Below are 20,951 nucleotides of genomic sequence, written 5' to 3'. Positions count from 1 at the left end.
CACGGCATATCTCCAGGGCGGCTCCAGTCAGGATTACTCGTCGATTAGGGGCGTCGTGAGCACCGCTGCGAATCCACCACCCGGGGTGCGCATGTTCGTGGTTTGGCCCTGATAAAGCCGGGCCGCGAACAACAGCACACCCGCCTCGGACGCGAAGCAGCGCACATCCGCCTTGAGGGACTGGCCCCCATGCACGATCCGCATGCTCGGTGGCGCGAAGGTTTGTGCGATGTAGGTCGCCGACGCCATCGACTCCCACGTTCGCTTGGTGAGCTTGTCACCTCGATAGCTGCCGCGACTGCCGAACCCTGCCGCAGGCTTGAAAAAGTAACTGTTGCGGGCTGCCCATAGCGCATCTCGGTTCCCAGGCACGACTTCAAACGTGGGCGGAATTACTTGGGCCAGCAGAGTCGTCGAATCTGCATCAACCCCAAATCCTTCGAGCAGAGCTGGATCTCCGAGCACGGTAAGGTTGCGCTTGTCCGCGAAAAGCGCGTGCGCACGCGGATGCGGGGTGAGTGCGACGCTCCCCGCTAGGTAAGCCTGCCGAAGGTCTGCATGCGAGGCTTCTTCAAGGGCGAAATCAGTCAGCCGGTTGTAGACCAGGTCGATCCGACCGTTGGCATCTGCAAGCCCGCCTGGCCCAAAGCGGAGTTCTTCCGGCGCGCGTATCACGCAGTCCACGCCATGCTCCCGGAATGCGGCAGCGTACAGTTCGAACTCAGGGTAAAGGAACTGCTCCCATGGGACGCTGTCCACGATGGCCAAGCGCGCAGGCGCGCGGCCGGACTGCTGCCGCGCATCGTCCAGCCACGCGGCGATGGCCGCGTCGCCGGCCTTCGCCGCCGTTGTCCAGGTGGTCCACGCAGCCGGCGCGCAGGTCTGCACAGCATCGAGCAGCACTGCATTGAGAAGCAGCCCGCCGGGATTGGTGTTGACCTCGATCAACCGCGCACCGTCGACGGTCAGGTGGAAGTCTAGGCCTAGGACGCCACCCGCCGACCCCGGATCATGGCTGCCGATGTTCGGAGCCCATTGCAGGACGTGTTGGCGGTATTGCGGATTGCTCGCAACGTCGAAGAGCGCCGCCGCCACGCGCCCCATAGCCTCCAACGCCGCACGGTCGACGAACAGCGCGTAGGGGGAAAACAGGTGCGCGTGCACGGATGGATCAGTCGTAAACTCCGGAAAGTCGGACCTGATCGACTCGTGCAACCTCAAGACGTCGACCACCTCGCATGCGCACCGCTGATTGAGCGATGCATCCATCGAGGTGGCACAGTTGATATCGCACCCTGACTGACCAATCACTACCGGGCTCCTTGGATCTACGCCTCGACGCGGCCTAATTGCTGCGCCGCTGCGTCAGGGTACCCAAGCAGTCTGGTATCCGCTCTCGGAACAAGCGCCGCTTCAGGAAGGCTACAGACGTAGGGCGTCTCCGGGTCGGCAAGCTGGCCTGCCTACCCCCGATAACGGGCCCTTATCCGCCGCCCTGCCCTCCCCGGGCAACGTCCGCATGCGGTCAGAAGCGGACATTCTGTCTGTTGTCTCCGCACCAACTCATTCCTTGGGCGCTTTGATTGTGTGTTAGCGCAAAACAGGTAGCGATCCAACCGCGGCGCGCAACTCATCAAACACCACCCGAACCCTGCCTGATACGGGCCCGCGCTGAGGCCGGTAGACGTACAACCCCCATGCAGGAGGTCCCTCCTGCTCCAGTACCTGCACGAGCTTTCCGCTGGCGATGTAAGGAGCCGCCATGTAGTCGGCCAGTTGAGCGAAGGCAATCCCGGCCAACGCCGCCCCCATTTCCATATCGGCGTTATCTGCGATGAAGGCCGGCGAAGTGGGCGTCCACTGGTGTCCCGCCTTGAAGTGCCAAGGCCAAGGGCGGCCGGTATTGATATCCACGGCAGCTGTAACCGGCAACCTTGCTAGCGATTCGATCCCTTCAGGTACGCCCACTTTCTTGATCAGGCGCGGAGCCGCAACGATCGGAAGCCGCATGTCGGCCGCCTTTCGCGCAACGAAGCGGCTGTCACGCATGAATCCGACCCTGATCCCGACGTCGATTCCTTCGTCAACGGGGTTGCTGACGCGATCGGATAGGCGCACGTCCAGCGTGATGCCGGGATGGCGCGCGGCAACGCGCTCCAATGCGGGTAGAACTGCCCTGGTGCCGAGGCTGTGTGGCGCGGTGATCCGAACCGTGCCCGACAGGGAAGCCTGCTGATCCGCACCAGGTATCCGCCACAGGTCTTCGAAGCGCTCCAGGGCAGGACGCACCTGTTCCAGCAAGCCCTCGCCAAAAGCCGTGATGCGCACCTGCCGTGTGGTTCGATGGAACAACATCTCGCCGTAGTGCTGCTCCAGTCGCTGAATGGCACGCGTGACGCCTTGTGGAGACGTTCCGAGCCGGACCGCCGCGTCACGAAAACTGCTGCTCTCTGCCGTCACTCGGAAGATACGTAGCAGCTCGAATTCCTTGTTCACAGTGCGTCTGCTCGGCCGGTTGCGATGCTCGACTTTATTCCATATCGAGGAATTATGAAATCGCAATAATTCCATATACATAGCCTGATCCGTCTCCCAAACTTGCCCTCATTCCGGGATGCCCCGGATCCTCCCACTGCACACGGAGCCCGAATGAACACTTCGAATCTGATTGCCGCCTACTACGACGCCTTCAATCGCGGCGACCGCGAGGCCATGTTGTCGATGCTGACCGATGACGTCGCCCACGACCTGAACCAAGGGGCGCGCGAAACCGGCCGCGATGCGTTCCGCGCTTTCCTGCAACGCATGGATCGCTGCTACGGCGAGCAGTTGCGCGACATCGTGGTGATGGTCAGCGCCGACGGCCTGCGCGCGGGCGCCGAATACGTGGTGCACGGCGAATACAAGGTGACCGACGAGGGGCTGCCGGAAGCCGAAGGCCAGCGCTACGTGCTGCCGGGCGGCGCGTTCTTCGACGTCCGTGACGGCAAAATCGCGCGCGTCACCAACTACTACAACCTGGACGACTGGATCGCCCAGGTTGGCGGGAACCGCTGACATGGCGGGTGACATTCGCGTGCTGGTCCGCCGCGGCGCCGACATGGTCGAGTGGTTCGACGACGTGGCGCGCCTGCGCGCCGAGGTCTTCCGCGCTTTTCCCTACCTCTACGAGGGCGACGCCGAGTACGAGAAGCATTACCTCGCCACCTATGCCCGCTCGGCAGGCAGCGTGCTGGTGCTCGTGCTCGCCGGCGACACGGTGGTGGGGGCATCCACCGGATTGCCGCTAGGCGAAGCCGAACCGGCCTTCCAGGCGCCGTTCCTCGACCGAGGCATCCCGGTGGAGGAGGTGTTCTACTGCGGTGAATCCGTCCTGCTCCCGGCGTTCCGCGGACAGGGCCTTGGGCATCGCTTCTTCGATGAGCGTGAGGCGCATGCCCGTTCGCTGGGTGGCATCCGCTGGACCTCGTTCGCATCGGTGAATCGGGCAAGCGATGATCCACGGCGGCCGGCCGATTATCGCGGCAACGACGTGTTCTGGACCCGCCGTGGGTACACGCGGCAGCCGGACATGCAGGTAAGCCTGCCGTGGAAACAACTCGGCGAAGCGCAAGAATCCGAGCAGACGCTGACGATGTGGCTGCGTCCGCTGGAGGCCGGGCAATGAAGATCGCCGTCGCCAAGTACGCGGTTGGCAACCCCGCCGACTTCGAGGCCTTTGCCGCACGCCAGCGCCAGATCCTGAGAGAAGCATGCGGTGCCGGCGTCGAACTGGCCGTGCTGCCCGAATACCTGTCGCTCGAACTGGCGTCAACGTTCGCGCCCGAAATCAGCCGCGACTTGAACGCTTCGCTCGCCGCGCTGCAAACGCTGCAATCCGAGTGGCTGGCGCTGTACGCCGACCTGTCGCGCGAGCTGCGCCTGGTCATCCAGGCCGGCACGTTCCTGACCGAAGTCGCCCCGGGACGCTATCGCAACCGCGCGTGGTGGTTCGCCCCGGACGGCACGCGCGGCTATCAGGACAAGCTGCAGTTGACCGGATTCGAACGGGACGCTGGCGTCATCGAGGGCGGCGACGAACTCAAAGTCTTCGACTTGGCGGGCGTGCGCGCCGGCATCGCCATCTGCTACGACAGCGAATTCCCCTTGCCCGTGCGCGCCCAACGCGAAGCCGGCGCCCGTCTGCTGTTGGTGCCGAGCTGCACGGATACGCAGGCGGGCGCGACCCGGGTGCGCGTCGGCTGCATGGCGCGCGCACTGGAGAACCGGATATTCGTCGCGCAGGCGGTAACCACCGGGACCGCCGACTGGAGTCCGGCTCTGGATACGAATACCGGCGAGGCCACGATCTACGCGCCGATGGACCACGGCTTTCCCGATGACGGCATCCTCGCGACGACCCGCGGCGGGCAAACGTGGGCGATCGCCGATCTCGACATCGACGCGCTCGAACGCCACCGCGCGCAGGCCCAGGTGGCCGTCGACCTCGATTGGGATGGCCAGAAGGCGCCGGCATTCCGGCAGGCCCGGCATTCGTGACCGGCAATTCCTTTCACCCCGCACACCACCCCGAACCCGAAGCGGAAAGCCCGCCGTCAGGTTCACTCCAACCCGAGGCATGACCATGACAAAACTCCCGGTACCCGCCCTACTGTGCTCTTCGCTGTTACTGCCCCTCGCCGCCCATGCCGGCGATGGATGCGACGGCCTGCCGAACTGGCAGCAGCTCAAGCAGGCCCTCGCCAATGCCCGCAAGGACGCCAACGGAAGCTTCAACCTCGACAGGTGGGCACCGTGGTGGCGACCGACGGCACGGTCTGCGCAGTGGCGCATACCGGTGCCAAGGTCGGCGACCAGTGGCTCGGCAGCCGGGTGATTTCCGAGCAGAAGGCGAACACCGCGAACGCCTTCAGCCTGCCGGGCCTCGCCCTGTCCACCGCCAACCTCTATTCGCCCACGCAGCCGGGCGGCAGCCTGTTCGGCCTGCAGTTTTCCAACCCGGTCGATACGCAGGTAGCCTACGCCGGCAGTACCGCGGACTTCGGCACGGCGAAGGATCCGCTGGTGGGCGCGCGGATCGGCGGCGTGAACGTGTTCGGCGGCGGCCTTGCGCTTTACGACGCGAAGGGAGCGCGGGTGGGCGCGCTCGGCGTCAGCGGCGATTCCTCTTGCGCCGACCACAACATCGCGTGGAAGGCCCGCCACCCGCTCGCGCTGGACTACGTGCCGGCCGGCGTCAGTCCCGCGAAGGACGACAACATCGTCTATCTCGACAAGGCCGAGCAGGCCAATGGCTTCAAACACCCGATGTGTGGCGGAACCGAGGACAAGGTGACCCTGCCCCCGGTGCGAAAGCGGTAAGTTGAGCCACAACGGGCGTGCACGCCCCGCCCTCGTGCAACGACCGGGAAGCCGCCGCATGGCCACCATTGGAAGCACGCCAGAGGCCACCATTGTGTACGGCATGCCGGCCTACGCCGACCGGGCCGCGGCCGTGGACGAAGTGCATGCGCGCCCGCATCCGCTGCTCCAGCCCCCGCGCGGCCTACTGCAATTCGCCTTCAGCAACCAGCGCGAGCTGTCCAATGTCGCATGACTGCCTTGCTTGACCAGATCCTCCTAGGCCCCCGCCATGCCATACAGGCGCAGATCTTTGAGCTCTTTGTCCAACTCACGCATGATCGGCCTCCTGCACGACAATGTCTGTGCGCAGGCTGTCGTAGCGCGCCGTGTCGGCCAGGGGGGCCTGGCTCACCTGCAGGATGGTCGCAACTGTCTCGGGCAGGGGCTGTGCCTGCAAGCGTGCCGGCACGTTGATGACGTGTTCGCAGCTCACAGCTTCGCAAGATCGAAGGGTAGAGCCTTGGGTATAAAGTGGCTCGATTCTTCGGTCTTCTGGGGCGGTGATTTACGCGACCTGCAGTGTCGGATAGTCTGTATAGCCCTTGGCGCCACCTGCGTAGAACGTGTTGGAGTCAGGCGCGTTCAGCGGTGCCTTGGCCCTGATGCGTGCGGGCAGGTCCGGGTTAGCCAGGAAGGCGGTGCCAAAGGCCACAGCGTCAAGCTTACCTTCGGCAATAGCTGCCTCTGCCTCATCAGCGCTGTAACCCATATTGCCCACCAACACACCCTTGTACTTTTCACGCGCTACGGGCATGACATCGGCCTTCTGCACGCCGAAGAAATCGGCGCGCATCACGTGCAGGTAGGCTAGCTTGAAGGCATTGAGCCTATCGGCCACGAAGCCGATGAGGGCCAGCGGGTCGCTGTCTTTCATGCTGTTGTAGCTGTTGAGTGGCGACAGGCGCAGACCCACACGCTCGGAACCGATCGCCTGGGTCACGGCAGTGAGTACCTCGAACAGCAAACGTGCACGGTTTTCCAGCGATCCGCCGTAAGCATCGGTACGCTGGTTGGGCGTATCGCGCAGAAACTGGTCGATCAGGTAGCCGTTGGCGCCGTGCACTTCCACACCATCAAAGCCGGCGGCAATGGCGTTGCGTGCGCCTTGGGCAAACGCAGCCACGATGCCGGGAATCTCTTCGACGGTCAGGGGGCGGGGCACCGCGTGCAGCACCTTGCCTTGGGGCGTGTGAATCTCACCCTCAATAGCGGTGGCGCTGCTGGAGACAATGGGGGCGCCATCGGCAGCGCCAGGGTAGGCTGCGCGGCCAGCGTGCCAGATCTGCATGAAGATGCGTCCGCCCTTGGCGTGCACCGCGTCGGTCACCTGCCTCCAGGCTGCAATCTGCGCGTCGTTGTAGATGCCAGGCTCATTGACGAAGGCCGATGTACCGGGCGCCACCATGGTGCATTCGGAAATCAGCAGGCCGCCGGTGGCTCGCTGGCTGTAGTACTCGGCCATCAGCGCGTTGGGCATGTGGCCAGCGTCGGCACGGGTGCGGGTCAGCGGTGCCAGAAGGATGCGGTTGGGCAGGGTGAGAGAACCTACTTGAAGTGGATTGAATAGCATGTGGATGAAAACCCAGATTAGTGAACAGAAAACAGTGGTAAAGCTAACAGTTTTCCCAATACTCAGAACTTTGAAAGGTCTCTGAACTTTGAAAGGTCACTGAAGACTGCTTTGGCACGGCTGGTGATTTTGCACCCAACGCACGATGTAGTAGACGCAAGTGGGTAGGCCTTTGCTTCCGACAGTTTCGCGGCGGTCTCCAGCCGTACATGCACCAAACGCCTTTGGTCATCCACCGCGTCGCAACTCCCTGACACCCCGGCCAAGCTTGCGGCGCAACAGGGCCCGCAGGGTCACCCCATCCGAGTACCCGACCTGTGCGGCGACCTGGTCGACGCTGGCGTTCCCGGTGCGCAAGAGATGGACGGCATGCTCCACGCGCAGGTCCTGGAAATACGACAGCGGTGTCTTTCCCAAAACGCTTTGCAGCCGCCGCGCCAAGGTGCGCTCGCTTGTGCCCGCGGCACTGGCCGCCTCGGCCAGCGAGAAACCCTGCGCGAGCCGACGTCTGGCCCAGCACTCGAAGCGCTCCACCATCGGGTCGGCATGCGCAAGGTGGTCGGGAATCACGAACTCGGCTTGCGAACTGCGTGTCTCGACCAGCAGATAGCGTGCCACCAGGGCCGCCAGCGCCGGACTGCGCCCTCGGATGATGCGCAAGGCCAAGTCGACGTGCGCCAAAGCGGCACCCGCGGTGGTGAAGCGTGTCGAGTTCACGATCATGCGTGACTCGTCCAGAGTGACGTTCGGATAGCGCTGCCGAAACATCGGCCCCAGCCACCATGACGTCGTCGCACGATGCCCATCAAGCAGGCCACTCTCTGCAAGCAAGAAACTACCGGAGCAAGCGGCACCAAGGTGCGCGCCAGCGGTGCACCACTGCTGTAGCGCCGCGACCGCGTCGGGCACATCGGGGCGTGTGAGTCGAGCCGAGAGCGTGTCAGGCATCTTGTCGCCAAACGCCGGCACGAGCACGACGTCTGGTTCGGGCACACCATGCGCAGTGACCACGGGGACCGTCAAGCCTTGCGCAGTTCGGATGCGACGCCGCACGCCCACCAGCGTGAGCTCTATGTGCGCGGGAGCCTGTGGCAGCGAGCCCGCCATCGCATTGGCTAAGCCCACTGTGTCAGTGAACGCCGCAAGCCCCAGATCAAACACGCCATCACAAACAAGGAGGTGGAGTTTCATGGCAGCAATGATATCAATGTTGTCATTATTGCCAATAGAGATGTCTGTCATGAAGACTCAGACTGCAGTCTCGTCGATCCCTTTACCCACTTTTCCATTTACCCAAAGGAATACAGCATGACCAAGCTCGCCCTGTTTGTTCGCCTCGAAGCTAAACCCGGCCAGGAAGCTGCGCTTGCCGACTTCCTGGCCAGCGCACTGCCGCTCGCCAACGCCGAGTCCGGCACCACGGCCTGGTTCGCATTGAAGTTTGGCCCTTCGACGTTTGGTGTGTTCGATGCCTTTGCCGATGAGGCAGGTCGCCAGGCGCATCTGAACGGCCAGATCGCCGCGGCCTTGATGGCAAACGCAGCGACCTTGCTCAGTTCTCCGCCCAATATCGAGAAGGTCGAACTTCTTGCAGCCAAACTGCCTGCATGACAACTCGGCCTTGACCCAATCAGCTCACGCTGCAGGATGGGGGTCACACAGCCCTACGTGCGACCCCTCATTCGTGTGATGACGAATGAGTTTCTCAATAGCCTCGGGTGGGACTTTCGTATGGTAGCTGTGCGCACGATACGCCTGGGAGTTCTTCCCAGCGCGGAGGCCCTCCTGTCTTGACCGCAGTTCCTTGGCCCCGGTGTAGCGTAAGCCTGAATCGCCCCGGGATTCCCGGAGGCTCGTTGGCGTGAGTCACGTCTCCGTGGGCGTCCCGACAGAATTGCAGAGGGCCACGACACATCGTCCGCTTTGGGTCGCATCACGCCTTGCTTCTGGGTGTAGGAGAAGCCTGACCAACCCTTCATCAGGAGTTGGGCATGGCAATTCTTCACACATCTCAGCACCACGAGCCCTGGAACAAGGGCAAGCTGATCGGGCAGAAGGCACCGCTCAAGCTGAAAGACATCTGGGCTATTCGCATTCGCCTTCAGCTCGGCCACAAGGTCCGTGACCTCGCCCTCTTCAACCTTGCGATCGATTCCAAGCTACGCGCCTGCGACTTGGTGAAGCTGCGGGTATCGGATGTTTCCCATAGCGGTCAAATGGCATCCCGCGCCATCGTGATGCAGCAGAAGACCGGCCGACCCGTCCAGTTCGAGATCACCCAATCGACTCGCGAGGCCGTGCAGGCTTGGATCACCCACGCTGAGCTCAAGCAGTCGGATTTTCTATTTAGAAGCCGTATTTCGGACTCGCCCCACCTGTCGACGAGGCAGTACGCCCGCATCGTCCATCGCTGGGTAGAAGATGCTGGCCTCGAGTCGGGTTCCTACGGCACGCACACGATGCGCAGGACCAAAGCTTCGTTGATCTACCGCCGGACGCGAAACCTCAGGGCGGTTCAGCTATTGCTTGGGCATACGAAGCTAGAGAGCACCGTGCGTTACCTAGGTATAGAGGTCGATGACGCCCTGGAGATCGCCGAGCAGACGGATGTCTGAAGCCATAAGGCTCGCTCCTCGACCGTAGAGGGTCGGGGAGCGGCCAAGAGCGGACGAAGGAGTTCCACTGACACGCCAATCCGGCAGGTACTCTCGTCCAAATTCCGACTTCAGCGCCAAGACGTAATATGCATGAGGAAAATCATTTAGGCCATCTCGATGACGACGCGCCGTCCAAAATGCCATACATCGCGGACAGCATTGGCTCTATCGAACTCGCCACTTCAGGAAAATCGTCCTCTCGAAGCAACTTGTAAGGATCCGTAAGCTCAATCGTCTGCGCGAATTTGTTATCCGTCTCCATTTCGGTACTGACAATGACTTGTGCGCCAGCGGGCAAGTCATTGGCGAGAAACTGAAGTACTTTGGGCAAATTGATGTCGTCTTGCCCCTGCTGATTTGGCGAGTCAATCACTAGAGGAACGGCGAATGAGCCGTGCTTGCCCAAGCACACTGTCCAGATGGCGGCGTAATACGCCAAGATTGAACGGGGCCCACTGCTTCCCGACAAGTCGGGCCTACTAGCGAGACGAAGGCGGCTCGTGTCTAGTGCATGGAGGTTTAGCTTTACCAGCGCCGCCGCATAGGCGGCTCGGAACTCAGCCAAGATTTCCTTTGAACGGGCTGCACTGGTCAGCTCTTTTAGGGTGCGCTCCATGTCCTGCAACCTACCCAGCTTCGAATCAATTTCACCCTTGAGCTTGGCGCTCTCGTCATCGAACGAACGAATAGCGTTCTCGGCGCCAATGCTGTTGACGACATCACTGAACGCCAGTTCCCCTCGCCTCGTGGCAAGAATTTCGGCTACCCGGTTGTAGCTCGATTTGAGCTCGGACAATTGAGCGCGGGTCTGCGCCGTTTGCTCCCGTAGCTTGGTGGCGCTTATGCGTAATTGCGCGACAAGCTCCCGCAGTACGCGGGCGTCTTCGGCGTAGTCCAGCAGCTCAAGGAAAGATTCCTTGTGCTCGGCGTTACAGGTTGGGCAAACCAGAACCTCTCTCGGCTCCTGCCGCAGGTACGTGGAATCTTTGGAGTAGGTCTCCAAGGCGGCGTTTGCTGCCTTGACTTGGTTCTCAATACCTTCCAGAGCTTCCTGCTCGCGAACAAGCTTCTCCCGAACCTTTTCTTGTTCGGCGTTCAGCTTGGAAACTTCCTTAGTGAGTTCCCCCACTTCTGCTTGGAAGTTGTCGGGATTCACTTTCGGCATTCGTTGGGGAGCGCTTTCTTGGAAGCGAGCTTTCGTGCGCTCCAAAGCGCGCCTTTCGCGTTCAAGTTCATCGACGGCTCGCTGCAACAGAGCTCGCTCCGCGCTTAACGAGTAGTACGCAGGCGGCTTGATGCCCGAGAAATATTCGAGAATCGGTCCCACAGGAGCGCGGAACTGCTTTAGGCCAACGAAAGTGTCCCATGTCGATTGCCAACTACCATCCTGATTGATGTAGAACGGAAGAAAGAAGCAATTGGCATCCGCCGACACCGTCGCTGCGTTCTTGTCGGTCAAGACGAGGTTGAACCCTAGGGTTTGCGTGAGGGCACGAGTCCACTCTCCGTGGCTATTTGCAACCGTCAACAGCTCGCCATCGGCTGAAAACAATGCCCTATGGCCCTGCTGATGAAGAGCACTGTACCTAACCCCGCCGACAGAAAAGTCGACTACGGATACCGTGCTCTCGTCCCATTCCGTCAGACCACCTTGCGGCCTTGCCCCAAGGTCCGGAAGAGAGCCTTAATCAGGCTCGACTTTCCCGTGTGATTTCGCCCGACTACGAGTGTGCTCGTCGGGTGGAAGTGAATGTTCCGCGCTCTTCCGTCGCGGTGCGACATGAGCCTGATACTTTCGAATTGGAAGCTTTTCATAGGCTTTAGTTCGAAGACTCCTGATGAGCTTCTTTAGGTCTGGGCCGCGCATTTTGTTATTGCTCTCAATGCAAAATGGGCAAGAATTTCCGCCTTACGAAAGTCGGAATGATTCGGCGTAAGCGCCTCATAGGCCTCGTCAAAGAAGGGAAGCAGCTTCGCCGATGGCTCCACTTTCGACAGGTAGGCGTCGCAATCGTGCGCAAGCGCGGTCTCAGCCGACGAGACGGTGCCCATTACTTGGCGTTGATAGATGGAGGCAGCGGCCACCTGCATCCTCGTCAGCTCAAGGAAGTCCATTCCTTCGTTCGACAGTTGCGCCACCCACGCAGTTAGCAGCTCGATGACATCTGGAATCTTTTCAAGCTCACCAAGTGCGGCGGAGAACTCCGCAAGTGAATAGCCGTGCCGAGCTTTGACTTCGTCGAAGTCCGCGCATGGCTCAGTCCTCGCCCCTAGTGGCGCTATCTTCGTCAGCAGCGATTCGACCAGCGACTGAGCCTGACCCGCATGGCGTGGACTGCGCTTCGCAAGAAAGCCATGAGCAATACCTACAACATGCGGACCAGGGGAGTTCACCGGCAGGTCAGTGCGCTCGAAAAATATCTTTGATAGGTCCGGCCCGGAACCGCCGCCAGCATGCAACGTGACTAGACCACTGGTAAGCAATTCTCGCTGCGCGTCCGCCAGCACTGACAAGGGAACCGATGCATGAACCGCGGCATTCTGTCCATTGGCGAGGGGTACGTCGCAGCCCGCATTGGATAGAAACCGACCAGAGCTCGCGATAGTAGTGATGGCACTTACCGTTTCGTACAGCTTTCCGATTGGGCTGCCCTTAACTCCGTCAAGTGGCTTTGCCTTGGCGGAAGGAGCATGCAGCCCGGTGAGCTCGCCCCAGCCCCACTCTTTGCGGTCCTTCTTCTTGACTTGATAGACCGCAATCGCCGTTGGTGACGTTGTCGAATCAAGGACCGCTATGTCTTGAATGGCTTCGAACAGCACCAAGAAGTCCGTCTGACCGGCTTCGGCCAGTTCGAACATTCGCATGAGGCCCCAATGGCGTTGGAACTCAATTCCCTTCTGGTTATGGCTTCCGCCAACCTCGGCATACTCCGAGGAGGTGGCAACGTGCACGAGCTCCTTCAGCGCTTCTCCTGCCATTATTAGACAGCCCCCTTTGCCCCTGCGGTCCAGTTTCGACTAGCAAGCCGCGTCGTGCAAGGCAGGGATTTCGTTTTGGACCTTAGGCTTAAGGTCCCACTGATGTCAGGACAATTAGCTAGGCCTCATCTTTAGGCGCTCAATGAGTCCGCTTCGGGTCGTCAGAGGTCACTGGCAAACTTCTCTTCCCGTCAATGACCAAGCATGGAGGCAGCTGTTGAACACCACTACCCACTTCCTTGCGGAAGCAATCCAGCTAGCCAACGACAACGTGCGAGGTGGTGGACGGCCCTTCGGCGCCGTTGTGGTTCGTGACGGACTCGTCATCTCTCGGGGCGTGAATGAGATCCTGGCCACGAACGACCCGACATCGCATGCCGAGCTGAACGCCCTTCGAGCCGCCAGCCGGGCGCTCGGGACACCCAACCTTGCCGGTTGCGAGGTCTATGCCAGCGGCCAGCCCTGCCCCATGTGCATGGCAGCAATGCGGATGGCCGGGATCACGCGGGTGCGTTACGCCTACTCCAATGAGGACGCAGAGCCCTTCGGGCTCTCCACCGCCGCGATCTACACCGACCTGGCCAAGCCGTTCGCGGACCAGTCCATGGACATCCAGCACGCGCCGATCAGCCTTGAGCCGGATATCTACAGGGCGTGGAAAGACGCCCAACAAGGCTGAGCGCTTCCCACGCCTAGAACCAGACTTTTCTGACCCGTCGGATGGATATTGGCTGATGCCCTCACTCCGGGCCACAGGCGAAACTGTACTCGTTGGCAACGCACGGGACCGGCCACCGGCTAGGACATCCACCCGTCGCGCGCCCCGCCAGGGATGACGGGGCCGCCGACCGCGCCTAGACCAGCGGTTCCGCCTCAGGAAGCTCTTGAGCTGTAGGGCGGAAGTGCCCGCCGGAAGAACATTAGTAGTATTACTACTAACCAACTATCATGGCCCGTCTCAAACGGTGAGCCCACCGTCTCCGAGACTGCCGCCATGCTCGATCTCCCGCCCGCCCTCCTGCCGCCTGGCGTCATCGGACCTGCCGATGCTGACGCGCCAGAGCTTGCGCTGCCTTTGCTGTCGAACCGGGTGACCTGCGGCTTCCCGTCGCCGGCCGAGGACTTCTATGGCGAGAACGACGCGCTGGACCTCAACCGGCACTGCATCCTCAATCCCGTCTCGACCTTCTTCATGCGGGCCGACACCGGGGTCTCGATGATCAACTTCGGCATCTACCCCGACGACACGCTGATCGTGGATCGCAGCATCACACCGCGACACGGCCACATCGTGATCGCCATCTGGGACAGTGGCTTCACCTGCAAGCAGCTGCAACGGCGCGGCAGGCGGTTCGAGCTGCATTCCGGGCATCCGGACTATCCCCCGATCCTGGTTCCCCCCGACATGGAGCTGGAGATCTGGGGCGTGGTGACTTGGAACTTCCGTCAACTCCTGGGGCGCAGGCGATGAGCGACATCCCGCAGAGCTGGAAGCACAAGCTGAAGCCGATGGAAGGCCCCCGCTGGCCGCTGCGGTGCCGCCACGTGTTTGCCATCGAAGATGTCCTGCGGCTGCAGGCAGGCCTGTGGCCGCGCGACATGGACGACCGCTGGGCGATCTGGCTGGACGGCGATGTGCTGCGGTGCTGGCGTTCCTGGACTGGCACCTGCATCTACGAGGCCCGCCTGACCCCACACGCTGACGGTTCGGCTACCGCCCTGATGCTGGACGTGCTGGATGAGCCGGAGACCTATGCGCGAGCCACTACCGAGGAGGCCGAATTGCAGCGCTTCGAGGGCGTCTTGAGCCTGATCCGCCAGCTGCGCAGCGAGGCGGAATCGATCGTCCACCTGCCCGTGGACTGAAGGGTCTGGCGGAGCGACGTGCATGTTTGGCCTGGTCGACGGCAACAACTTCTATGCCTCCTGCGAGCGGGCGTTCAAGCCCGAGCTGCAGGGCGAGCCTGTCTGCGTGCTGTCCAACAACGACGGCTGCGTGATCGCGCGTAGCCAGGAGTGCAAAGACCTCGGGATTGGGATGGGCCAGCCAATCCATGAGGTGTCGCCAGCGTTGCGTCGGCGGCTGCGGATCTTCTCGGCCAACTTCGCCCTCTACGGCGACCTGTCGGGCCGAGTAGTGTCGATCCTGCGCGACCAGTTCGCCCGGGTGGCGGTCTACTCCATCGACGAGTCCTTCGTGGACTTCCAAGGCATCCCGGCAGAGCAGCGCGAGCAAGTCGCCGCCGGGGTGCGGGCCCGGATCCGGCAGTGGGTGGGCATTCCCTGCTGCGTGGGAATCGGGCCAACCAAGACACTGGCGAAGCTGGCCAACAAGCTCGCCAAGAAGACGCCCCACGGCGTCGTGACAGTGCTGCCCGGTGATGCGGTGCTGGAGAAGTTTCCCGCAGAGGATGTCTGGGGCGTCGGCCGCCGTCTCACGGCGCGGCTGGGTGCCGAGGGCATCCTGACCGCGGCAGACCTGAGCCGCGCCGATCCCGAAACACTGCGGGCGCGCTACGGCGTCGTACTGGCCCGCACCCAGCGCGAGCTGCAGGGCATCGCCTGCGCGAATCTGGAAGAGAGCGAGCCGGACCGGAAGCAGATCGTGGTCAGCCGCTCGTTTGGCAGTGAGGTCGTTGCGCTGGACGACCTGCAGCAGGCCGTGGCGACCTTCTCCCAGCGGGCCTGCGAGAAGCTACGCGCTCGCTCCCTGCATGCCAACGGCGTCTGGGTCTGGTGCAACACCAACCCCTTCAAGCCGGATGCGCCGCAATACCACCCATCCGGCGCCATGCCGCTGATCACCCCGACGTCCGACACCCGCGAGGTGCTGCGCCTTGCGCAGCACCTCGTGCGGGCGATGTATCGGGAGGGCTATCGCTACAAGAAGGCAGGCGTCGGCCTGCTGGATCTGACTCACGGCGACCACCAACAAGGGGATCTCTTCGCACTGGCCGATCCGCGCTCGAAGAGCCTGATGGAGGTCATGGATCGAGCCAATGCCCGCTTCGGGAGAGGGGCGCTGGGGTTGGCGTCGAGTGCGTGGCGCCCGCGCAAGGGGGCGCTGGAGAGACCATTGTGGGGGATGAACCAGACGGCGTTATCAGGACGGTATACGACGAGCTGGCATGAGCTGGCGATCGCCAGATGACCATGGATACCGGACCGTACTTTAGCTGGAGGACCGGCTAGCCTCATCTACACACCAATGTCTCCGATGGCTCACCAAGCCGCCCTGCGCGACTAACCTAGTTGCTCATCCAGATATTTTCGCAAAGCGGCCAATCCATCGACGCCCTCTTCCGCTACAAAGTTGATCGCGGATCGCCCGGCAAATAGCGGCGCACTGTTTGGGCGGATCATCCAACTGTCAGCCTGGTGTTCATTGGGGAAGATGGTGTGCAGGGCCTTATAGATGCCAAGAAAGTAGCTGATGCGGACGAGTACATCACGAGGCATCTCTGCAAAGTCGCCGTCTAGCAATGAATCTAGAGCCTGTTGATCTTGGCAGCCCAACAGGAAGCACTGTTGGGCGTGGGATATTTGCCACTTTTCGGCTATGCGGAAAAACGTCCGGAGGCCGGGGCCCAACAGCCCTTGCTCGGTCATAGAACGGCTGCCACTGCACGGTTGCGAAGGGAAGTCAGGGTGCACGTCTGGAATGCGTTTAGCAACCTGCAAAATGGCAGCGCCGCCCGTGGGGCGGCGCTGATGGTGACGCATTGTTGTGCGAGCTGTTACTCCCGCTGCCCCCTTCACGGCGCGCTCCGTGATGACAGAGTGCGTGATCCGATCTGATTCCTTGCCGGGTGCCATTGCTTCACCACGAAGAGATGGTGCGCCGTTGGAGCACGCGATGCGATAGGAATGTTGCGCACGAACGCGTAGGAGTTTTCCTAAGGACCGTAGATCAACGCGTCGAACCGACATCAGGTGTCTCTTGGCGTCGCTATACGGTGTGAAATTGTGGAGGTGTTACGCATCGCAAGCCTACCCACGATAAGCATCCCTAATCTCCTGCGCCAAACGTCAGCGTTCAGGTGTCGGCTCAATCGAGTTGATCAGTTGAGCTTCCAGCGCATGGCTGACACTGATCCAGCGGCACCATCCAACCACGCTCATCCGCCTCAGCGAGTAGCTCCGTGTAGGCCTCTCTCAGTTCAGGGGCGACGTCGGCAGCCCACACATGCTCACATAGGTCGCCCGCGATGTTGGCCCAGCCCACCCAAAAAACGGCATGGGGCACTGAACGGTCGGTTTGGGTGAGGTAGTTCGACAATTCACGAAGGCGCGGATCGGTCATGCAGCCTCCCTGACCAGCTCATAGAAGGGATGTCGCTTGTCGTCCAAGATTGCAAGCAGGTCTTCGTCTGACCGGCCCTGGGGTGTCAGCCACGCAATAGCATTCTCAGGCTTGATGTTGATGACCGTGCGGTCATGCCCCTGCGCGGCGACTTCCGGTTCAGGCTCATCGGTAATGGCGGCGAACGACCACAAGTCAGGCTCTGTACCAGTGGGATCTACCCAGTGGGAGTACAGACACGCGATGAACATTGTGCCGCCGGACCTTGGCTGGAAGTGGATTTCCTTTGACCCACCGTGACCGTCGTCCACGTTCTCGTAGAACGTCTCGGCGAGCATGAGCGCATGAGTGTGTCCAAATTGGCGACGCCAGAACTTCTGAAGATTGTCCCGTCGCGCGTTGTACTTGCCGGAAACCTGGCCCGTTTTCGTGTAGTCGGTCGTGGAATCCATGCCTTGGGGACGGCACAGGTATCGCATTGGCCGGACGATGGGCTTCCCGTCCTCGACTAGGAGAACCGGGGCGTACCACAAGGGGAAGATTCGGTCGTCATGCGTCGGGTGGTGGCTTGTGCGTTTGGCATCGGCAATCCAACGCTCCATCTGCTTGATCTTGTTGGATGCGATTCGCTTGTCATTGGCTGCGGCTTTCGTTGGCTTGGTCGCCAGCTTCGCTTCCGCCGCTTGCAGGCGTGCCTTTTGTTTTTCCAACTCCACCTCGCTTTCAGCCAACTTGCGTCCATTCCAAGTACCGATCAGATCCTGGATCCTTCGCTCCACCTCGGTCTTGGGTAGAAGGAAGTTGAGATCCATTCCTTTGGGGATTTTGGTGCCATCGGAAAGCTTGTTTCGGACCCGATAACGATCGTCCCGGCGAAGGTACAACTCCCAGAATGCCCTGATGTCGATGTCTGCGCCAAACCGTTTCACATACTGGTCGTACAGAGTCCAAGCTTCAGCGGAGTAGCACATGTCGTTCTCAATGAGCCGGGTTCGGATGAATGCGTTGAGCGAGCGCCAGCAGCTCGTCTTCCGTTGCTTTCGGATTCGCCTCACCCTTTACCACGAGGCGTGGCCCCGACATTGCCCACATGTAGATGTCCCATCCGAAGACGAGGGTGGCAAGTCGAGCCCCCCACCAAGCGGCAATATCGGATGCTTTCATGACTGCTACCACCTGGGTTAAGCCGCGGCGCGGCGTCGGCTTGGACGTCTTGTTAGGCCCCAGCCTACTGCGACAACCGCACAGCTTCAAACGACGGCCGGCGGAAGACGAGGGTTTGAAACTCTTGGACCTGCACAGGTTGGCCGGCAGGTGACCCATACAGTTCAAAGGAACCCTGCGCGACGACCATGCTATTAGTGGCCAGCCGAACTCTTACGGGAGTTGACCCTGTCGAGTGTCGGCCCCGCACCAGGGGTGCGGCCAGGGCTCCGATATGGGTCCTAACGACCCGCACGGATGGATCCCATGCGATGGCAACGAGGAGGAGATGCCCGACCGTGCCTGCAATGCCAGTAGCAACACTCCAAGGGCGGTGGATCTGCATGCTGGGGCCTAACACCTGATTTAAGCCGCGCCGCGAAGCGGCGTCGGCTTGGACGAATTGTTAGGGGGCACGCTAATTGCTGTAACCACGGCGGAATGGGAAACACCTCGGGCTCCGGAAGCAAGAACGTTACCTCCGGCATCAGCGGGAAAACGACCTTTCGGCCAGAAGCGAGCCCGTAAAGGCGATCAGTGGTCTGTGCCTATTGCTCCAAGAGGTCAATCTTGGCCCCGTGGCGATCCTGGGAGCAGAAACAGCGCATCAGATCGAACACCCGACTAGGCAGTTAGCGCTCTCGCTTAAGTCTCCGAGGAGGGTCGAGGAGGTCGCCGATCATTCGAGGTAGCCCACCACCAACGCGGAATTGCCGAATGTGAGTCAGCATGTCTACTGCGTTTTCGTCGTGCGAATTGAGAAGATCAAGCATGAACTTATCAATCATCCGAGCTCGGATCTGTTCCACCCCGGTCAGGTTCCCCATAGGCGATGACGCTATGTCGTCGGTCTCTTGGTGCTTGGCTGTCGAGGCTCGCAGCGCATCCAGGAGTTCAGTCCGCAACACACTGTAGTGGTCTTCAAACGCCGCGAGGAAGCTGGAGAGTGAATTGTCGACGCGAACGATGGGCGACTCTGGCTGGGCTGGGTGTCGGAGCCTGTCGGTGGACATGAAGCCATCTTTGCCCCATTCCGGATCGTAGTCTTTGGCGCGTTTTCGCACCCAAAATCCGAAGTGCTGCGGTTTGATGGGTTCGTCAGTCCGCCTAACTATTCGCCGTTCAACTAGCGCCACAAGGCTCGTGCGGGCTTCCTCCCCCATCCGCCATCTTCGGACAAAAGCACCAATGGCGCGGCGGATCGCATCAAGGTAAACATCCGCCTCCCTGAACGAAAGAGCGTCCTTGGCCAGACAGAACGCACACGAAAGCAGCGCGATGGCGTCGAGTGATCCGATCTGCGCCACGTCCAGCGCTGCTCGTTTTGTATGCCCGAGATTCCTGTGCTCATGAATCGCTTTCGGGAGGCCAGCCCGTCGAGCCAGGATGCGTTCGGTGGGAGTCAATCGAAGCAACCCTAGGCGCTCCATCAAGGCCAACTGAAGCGGGCGCACGAGGGCGCCGGGGATCTCCTGCTTTCCGGCGAGCGTCCAGAAAGGCGACTCATAGAGTTCTTTCGCGAGCTGGAAAACCGCATCGGCGTGAACAACGTCGATGAGACGTTGTCCATTGAGGCCACGAATGACCCCCGGGTTGCTCCCTGAATAGTAGATGCGATGGAAGAGCCGTCGCCGGCCGCGGCTGTCTGTGGTCAGGTCTTCGGTCGGGTAGTGGCGGTCGATCTCCGGCAGCCAGTAGGCATCGAGGTCATCCCAGGACCGTGCCCCAGCCATCAATTCGTAGACCACGCAGGCCCAAAGGCGAGATCGCACGCGGACGGCGATGTCGTCGGCCCGGTTTGCGCGCACCTGCTTCTCAGCTGAATCCTGATCACTATGGTCTTGGAGTGTCATATGAGCCGAAATGACATGTCAGTGACACTCCAGTTAGCCTGCCACTATCGGCCACCACGTGTCACTAGGCGCCACAAGCCATGCGAAGTCGGACGCATCTCACACAACCGCCCGACGTGGCCAGGTCCATGGTCGACATCCACGGGGAATTGGTCGGGGGAACGTCTCTTCAACACTGCCTGGGCTTCCGCAGCGCGAGGTCGTTTCAGCGGGCTCTGCAGGCTGGGAACCTGCCGGTGGACACCTTTTTGCTACCCGGAAGGCGCGGAAGGTTCGCGCGGACGAGGGACGTGGCGCTGTGGTTGGCCACACTCGGCCGGGAGTCGGGTTAACCGTGAGCGATTTGGTGTCTGGCTCTAGGGCAGAACAACTCCCCACTCTCTAACCGATGCCATGACCTCGGAGCGAGCACCGCCGATGGGCGTGCGCACCGAATCTGATGCTACGAACTGGAACAACAGAAACTAAAGAAACTAACCAGGAGGAACTACGCGCCGACCAACGCCCGACTCACTAATTGCCGAACTTTCCAATCCCGGAAAAAGAAACGGGACCCCTGCCAGGGTCCCGCGATGCCATAGGGCGCTCACCCGCAGCATCGTTCTTTTCCTGGGCATTGTCAACTGCTACCTCTGGCAGCCTAATGAAGGACATCCCCAGATGAAAAACAACCGCAAAGAGGCCAACAGCATGCCGTTGGTCGCCGTGACCTCCGCCCTTGACGAGGCCGTCGACAGGCACAACGAGCGGCTCCGTCCCGTCCACTACCAGACCCACTTGAAGGTACCGGGCGGACCGGCATACCGCTGCCACCTGTACATCAGTCCGTTGTCCGCATGGTTCTGAGCTACCGGTTCGAGCCCGAACCCGTGCACTGAGCGCCGAGGCGCCGTTCGCGAGCGCGAGCTGTGCCTTTTCTCACTGCCACTCGACCGGGAAATCCCCGGTCCCTTGCCGTGCGCCTTAGCGGCGCGCGAAGGAGC

23 protein-coding genes and 2 pseudogenes are annotated in these 20,951 nt (G+C 61.3%); 12 read left to right on the top strand and 13 right to left on the bottom strand.

From position 1 onward, the window contains the following. Positions 1-33 precede the first annotated feature (33 nt). Positions 34-1,164 (bottom strand): hypothetical protein, encoded by a 1,131-nt coding sequence (locus tag H9L17_RS00765; RefSeq protein WP_246455122.1) that lies wholly within the window; start codon positions 1,162-1,164, stop codon positions 34-36. 426 nt (positions 1,165-1,590) lie between these two features. Beyond that, the gene (locus H9L17_RS00760; RefSeq protein WP_187570520.1) at positions 1,591-2,496 is read right to left on the bottom strand and encodes a LysR family transcriptional regulator; all 906 of its coding nucleotides are present in this window, start codon (positions 2,494-2,496) and stop codon (positions 1,591-1,593) included. A gap of 153 nt (positions 2,497-2,649) precedes the next feature. Between H9L17_RS00760 and H9L17_RS00755 the strand changes: the two genes are divergently transcribed. From H9L17_RS00755 to H9L17_RS00735, 5 genes are all read left to right on the top strand, one after another. Further along, complete coding sequence (locus tag H9L17_RS00755) at positions 2,650-3,057, top strand: ketosteroid isomerase-related protein (protein ID WP_187570519.1); 408 nt, start codon at positions 2,650-2,652, stop codon at positions 3,055-3,057. 1 nt (position 3,058) lies between these two features. Continuing rightward, a complete protein-coding gene (locus H9L17_RS00750; protein WP_187570518.1) occupies positions 3,059-3,667 on the top strand; it encodes a GNAT family N-acetyltransferase in 609 nt (202 codons plus the stop codon). Next, positions 3,664-4,539: a carbon-nitrogen hydrolase family protein gene (locus H9L17_RS00745; RefSeq protein WP_187570517.1), complete on the top strand. Its 876-nt coding sequence runs from the start codon at positions 3,664-3,666 to the stop codon at positions 4,537-4,539. Before H9L17_RS00750 ends, H9L17_RS00745 begins: the two co-directional genes overlap by 4 nt. Before the next feature lie 255 nt (positions 4,540-4,794). After that, positions 4,795-5,361 (top strand): GlcG/HbpS family heme-binding protein, encoded by a 567-nt coding sequence (locus H9L17_RS00740; protein ID WP_223158068.1) that lies wholly within the window; start codon positions 4,795-4,797, stop codon positions 5,359-5,361. A gap of 58 nt (positions 5,362-5,419) precedes the next feature. Then, on the top strand, positions 5,420-5,596 hold the full coding sequence (locus tag H9L17_RS00735; protein WP_246455121.1) for a hypothetical protein: 177 nt from the start codon (positions 5,420-5,422) through the stop codon (positions 5,594-5,596). Positions 5,597-5,671: 75 nt separating this feature from the next. Here the strand turns inward: H9L17_RS00735 and H9L17_RS00730 are convergent. The 4 genes and pseudogenes from H9L17_RS00730 to H9L17_RS16215 form a co-directional block, all read right to left on the bottom strand. Further along, a pseudogene (locus H9L17_RS00730) lies at positions 5,672-5,836 on the bottom strand (IS21 family transposase); the annotation flags it as partial. Positions 5,837-5,908: 72 nt separating this feature from the next. Then, complete coding sequence (locus tag H9L17_RS00725) at positions 5,909-6,973, bottom strand: alkene reductase (protein ID WP_187570516.1); 1,065 nt, start codon at positions 6,971-6,973, stop codon at positions 5,909-5,911. 228 nt (positions 6,974-7,201) lie between these two features. Next, positions 7,202-7,510: a helix-turn-helix domain-containing protein gene (locus H9L17_RS16220; protein WP_202935623.1), complete on the bottom strand. Its 309-nt coding sequence runs from the start codon at positions 7,508-7,510 to the stop codon at positions 7,202-7,204. A 123-nt stretch (positions 7,511-7,633) separates the two neighbouring features. Beyond that, positions 7,634-8,080, bottom strand: a pseudogene (locus H9L17_RS16215) (type 1 glutamine amidotransferase family protein); the annotation flags it as partial. 201 nt (positions 8,081-8,281) lie between these two features. Here H9L17_RS16215 and H9L17_RS00715 point away from each other — a divergent pair. Both H9L17_RS00715 and H9L17_RS00710 read left to right on the top strand, forming a co-directional pair. Continuing rightward, the gene (locus H9L17_RS00715; protein ID WP_007182542.1) at positions 8,282-8,584 is read left to right on the top strand and encodes a putative quinol monooxygenase; all 303 of its coding nucleotides are present in this window, start codon (positions 8,282-8,284) and stop codon (positions 8,582-8,584) included. A 380-nt stretch (positions 8,585-8,964) separates the two neighbouring features. Further along, positions 8,965-9,588: a tyrosine-type recombinase/integrase gene (locus H9L17_RS00710; RefSeq protein ID WP_187570514.1), complete on the top strand. Its 624-nt coding sequence runs from the start codon at positions 8,965-8,967 to the stop codon at positions 9,586-9,588. A gap of 142 nt (positions 9,589-9,730) precedes the next feature. Here the strand turns inward: H9L17_RS00710 and H9L17_RS00705 are convergent, their stop codons facing one another. Together H9L17_RS00705 and H9L17_RS00700 are read right to left on the bottom strand one after the other, a co-directional pair. Further along, a complete protein-coding gene (locus H9L17_RS00705; protein ID WP_187570513.1) occupies positions 9,731-11,089 on the bottom strand; it encodes a hypothetical protein in 1,359 nt (452 codons plus the stop codon). Positions 11,090-11,478: 389 nt separating this feature from the next. Then, positions 11,479-12,609 carry a dsDNA nuclease domain-containing protein gene (locus H9L17_RS00700; RefSeq protein ID WP_187570512.1) on the bottom strand — a complete coding sequence of 377 codons (1,131 nt, stop codon included), beginning with the start codon at positions 12,607-12,609 and terminating at the stop codon, positions 11,479-11,481. 217 nt (positions 12,610-12,826) lie between these two features. Here H9L17_RS00700 and H9L17_RS00695 point away from each other — a divergent pair, with 217 nt between their 5' ends. From H9L17_RS00695 to H9L17_RS00680, 4 genes are all read left to right on the top strand, one after another. Beyond that, positions 12,827-13,288 (top strand): nucleoside deaminase, encoded by a 462-nt coding sequence (locus H9L17_RS00695; protein WP_187570511.1) that lies wholly within the window; start codon positions 12,827-12,829, stop codon positions 13,286-13,288. 315 nt (positions 13,289-13,603) lie between these two features. Next, positions 13,604-14,080: a LexA family protein gene (locus H9L17_RS00690; RefSeq protein WP_187570510.1), complete on the top strand. Its 477-nt coding sequence runs from the start codon at positions 13,604-13,606 to the stop codon at positions 14,078-14,080. Next, entirely contained in the window at positions 14,077-14,475 is a 399-nt protein-coding gene (locus H9L17_RS00685; protein WP_187570509.1) for a hypothetical protein, read from the top strand. Before H9L17_RS00690 ends, H9L17_RS00685 begins: the two co-directional genes overlap by 4 nt. A 22-nt stretch (positions 14,476-14,497) precedes the next feature. Further along, positions 14,498-15,760, top strand: a complete 1,263-nt coding sequence (locus tag H9L17_RS00680; RefSeq protein ID WP_187570508.1) for a Y-family DNA polymerase — start codon at positions 14,498-14,500, stop codon at positions 15,758-15,760. A gap of 92 nt (positions 15,761-15,852) precedes the next feature. Here the strand turns inward: H9L17_RS00680 and H9L17_RS00675 are convergent, their stop codons facing one another. From H9L17_RS00675 to H9L17_RS00655, 5 genes are all read right to left on the bottom strand, one after another. Continuing rightward, positions 15,853-16,425 carry an antitoxin Xre/MbcA/ParS toxin-binding domain-containing protein gene (locus H9L17_RS00675; RefSeq protein ID WP_187570507.1) on the bottom strand — a complete coding sequence of 191 codons (573 nt, stop codon included), beginning with the start codon at positions 16,423-16,425 and terminating at the stop codon, positions 15,853-15,855. 232 nt (positions 16,426-16,657) lie between these two features. Continuing rightward, positions 16,658-16,912: a hypothetical protein gene (locus H9L17_RS00670; RefSeq protein ID WP_187570506.1), complete on the bottom strand. Its 255-nt coding sequence runs from the start codon at positions 16,910-16,912 to the stop codon at positions 16,658-16,660. Further along, complete coding sequence (locus H9L17_RS00665; protein WP_187570505.1) at positions 16,909-17,883, bottom strand: SOS response-associated peptidase family protein; 975 nt, start codon at positions 17,881-17,883, stop codon at positions 16,909-16,911. Before H9L17_RS00665 ends, H9L17_RS00670 begins: the two co-directional genes overlap by 4 nt. 7 nt (positions 17,884-17,890) lie before the next feature. Then, positions 17,891-18,076: a hypothetical protein gene (locus H9L17_RS00660; RefSeq protein WP_187570504.1), complete on the bottom strand. Its 186-nt coding sequence runs from the start codon at positions 18,074-18,076 to the stop codon at positions 17,891-17,893. 671 nt (positions 18,077-18,747) lie between these two features. Then, positions 18,748-19,968, bottom strand: a complete 1,221-nt coding sequence (locus tag H9L17_RS00655; RefSeq protein WP_187570503.1) for a hypothetical protein — start codon at positions 19,966-19,968, stop codon at positions 18,748-18,750. 660 nt (positions 19,969-20,628) lie between these two features. Here H9L17_RS00655 and H9L17_RS00650 point away from each other — a divergent pair. Beyond that, the gene (locus H9L17_RS00650; protein WP_138349917.1) at positions 20,629-20,814 is read left to right on the top strand and encodes a hypothetical protein; all 186 of its coding nucleotides are present in this window, start codon (positions 20,629-20,631) and stop codon (positions 20,812-20,814) included. Positions 20,815-20,951: the final 137 nt, after the last annotated feature.

The organism is Thermomonas brevis, assembly GCF_014395425.1.
Classification (GTDB): Bacteria; Pseudomonadota; Gammaproteobacteria; order Xanthomonadales; family Xanthomonadaceae; genus Thermomonas; species Thermomonas brevis.
This window is presented reverse-complemented; position numbering and strand designations above follow the sequence as displayed.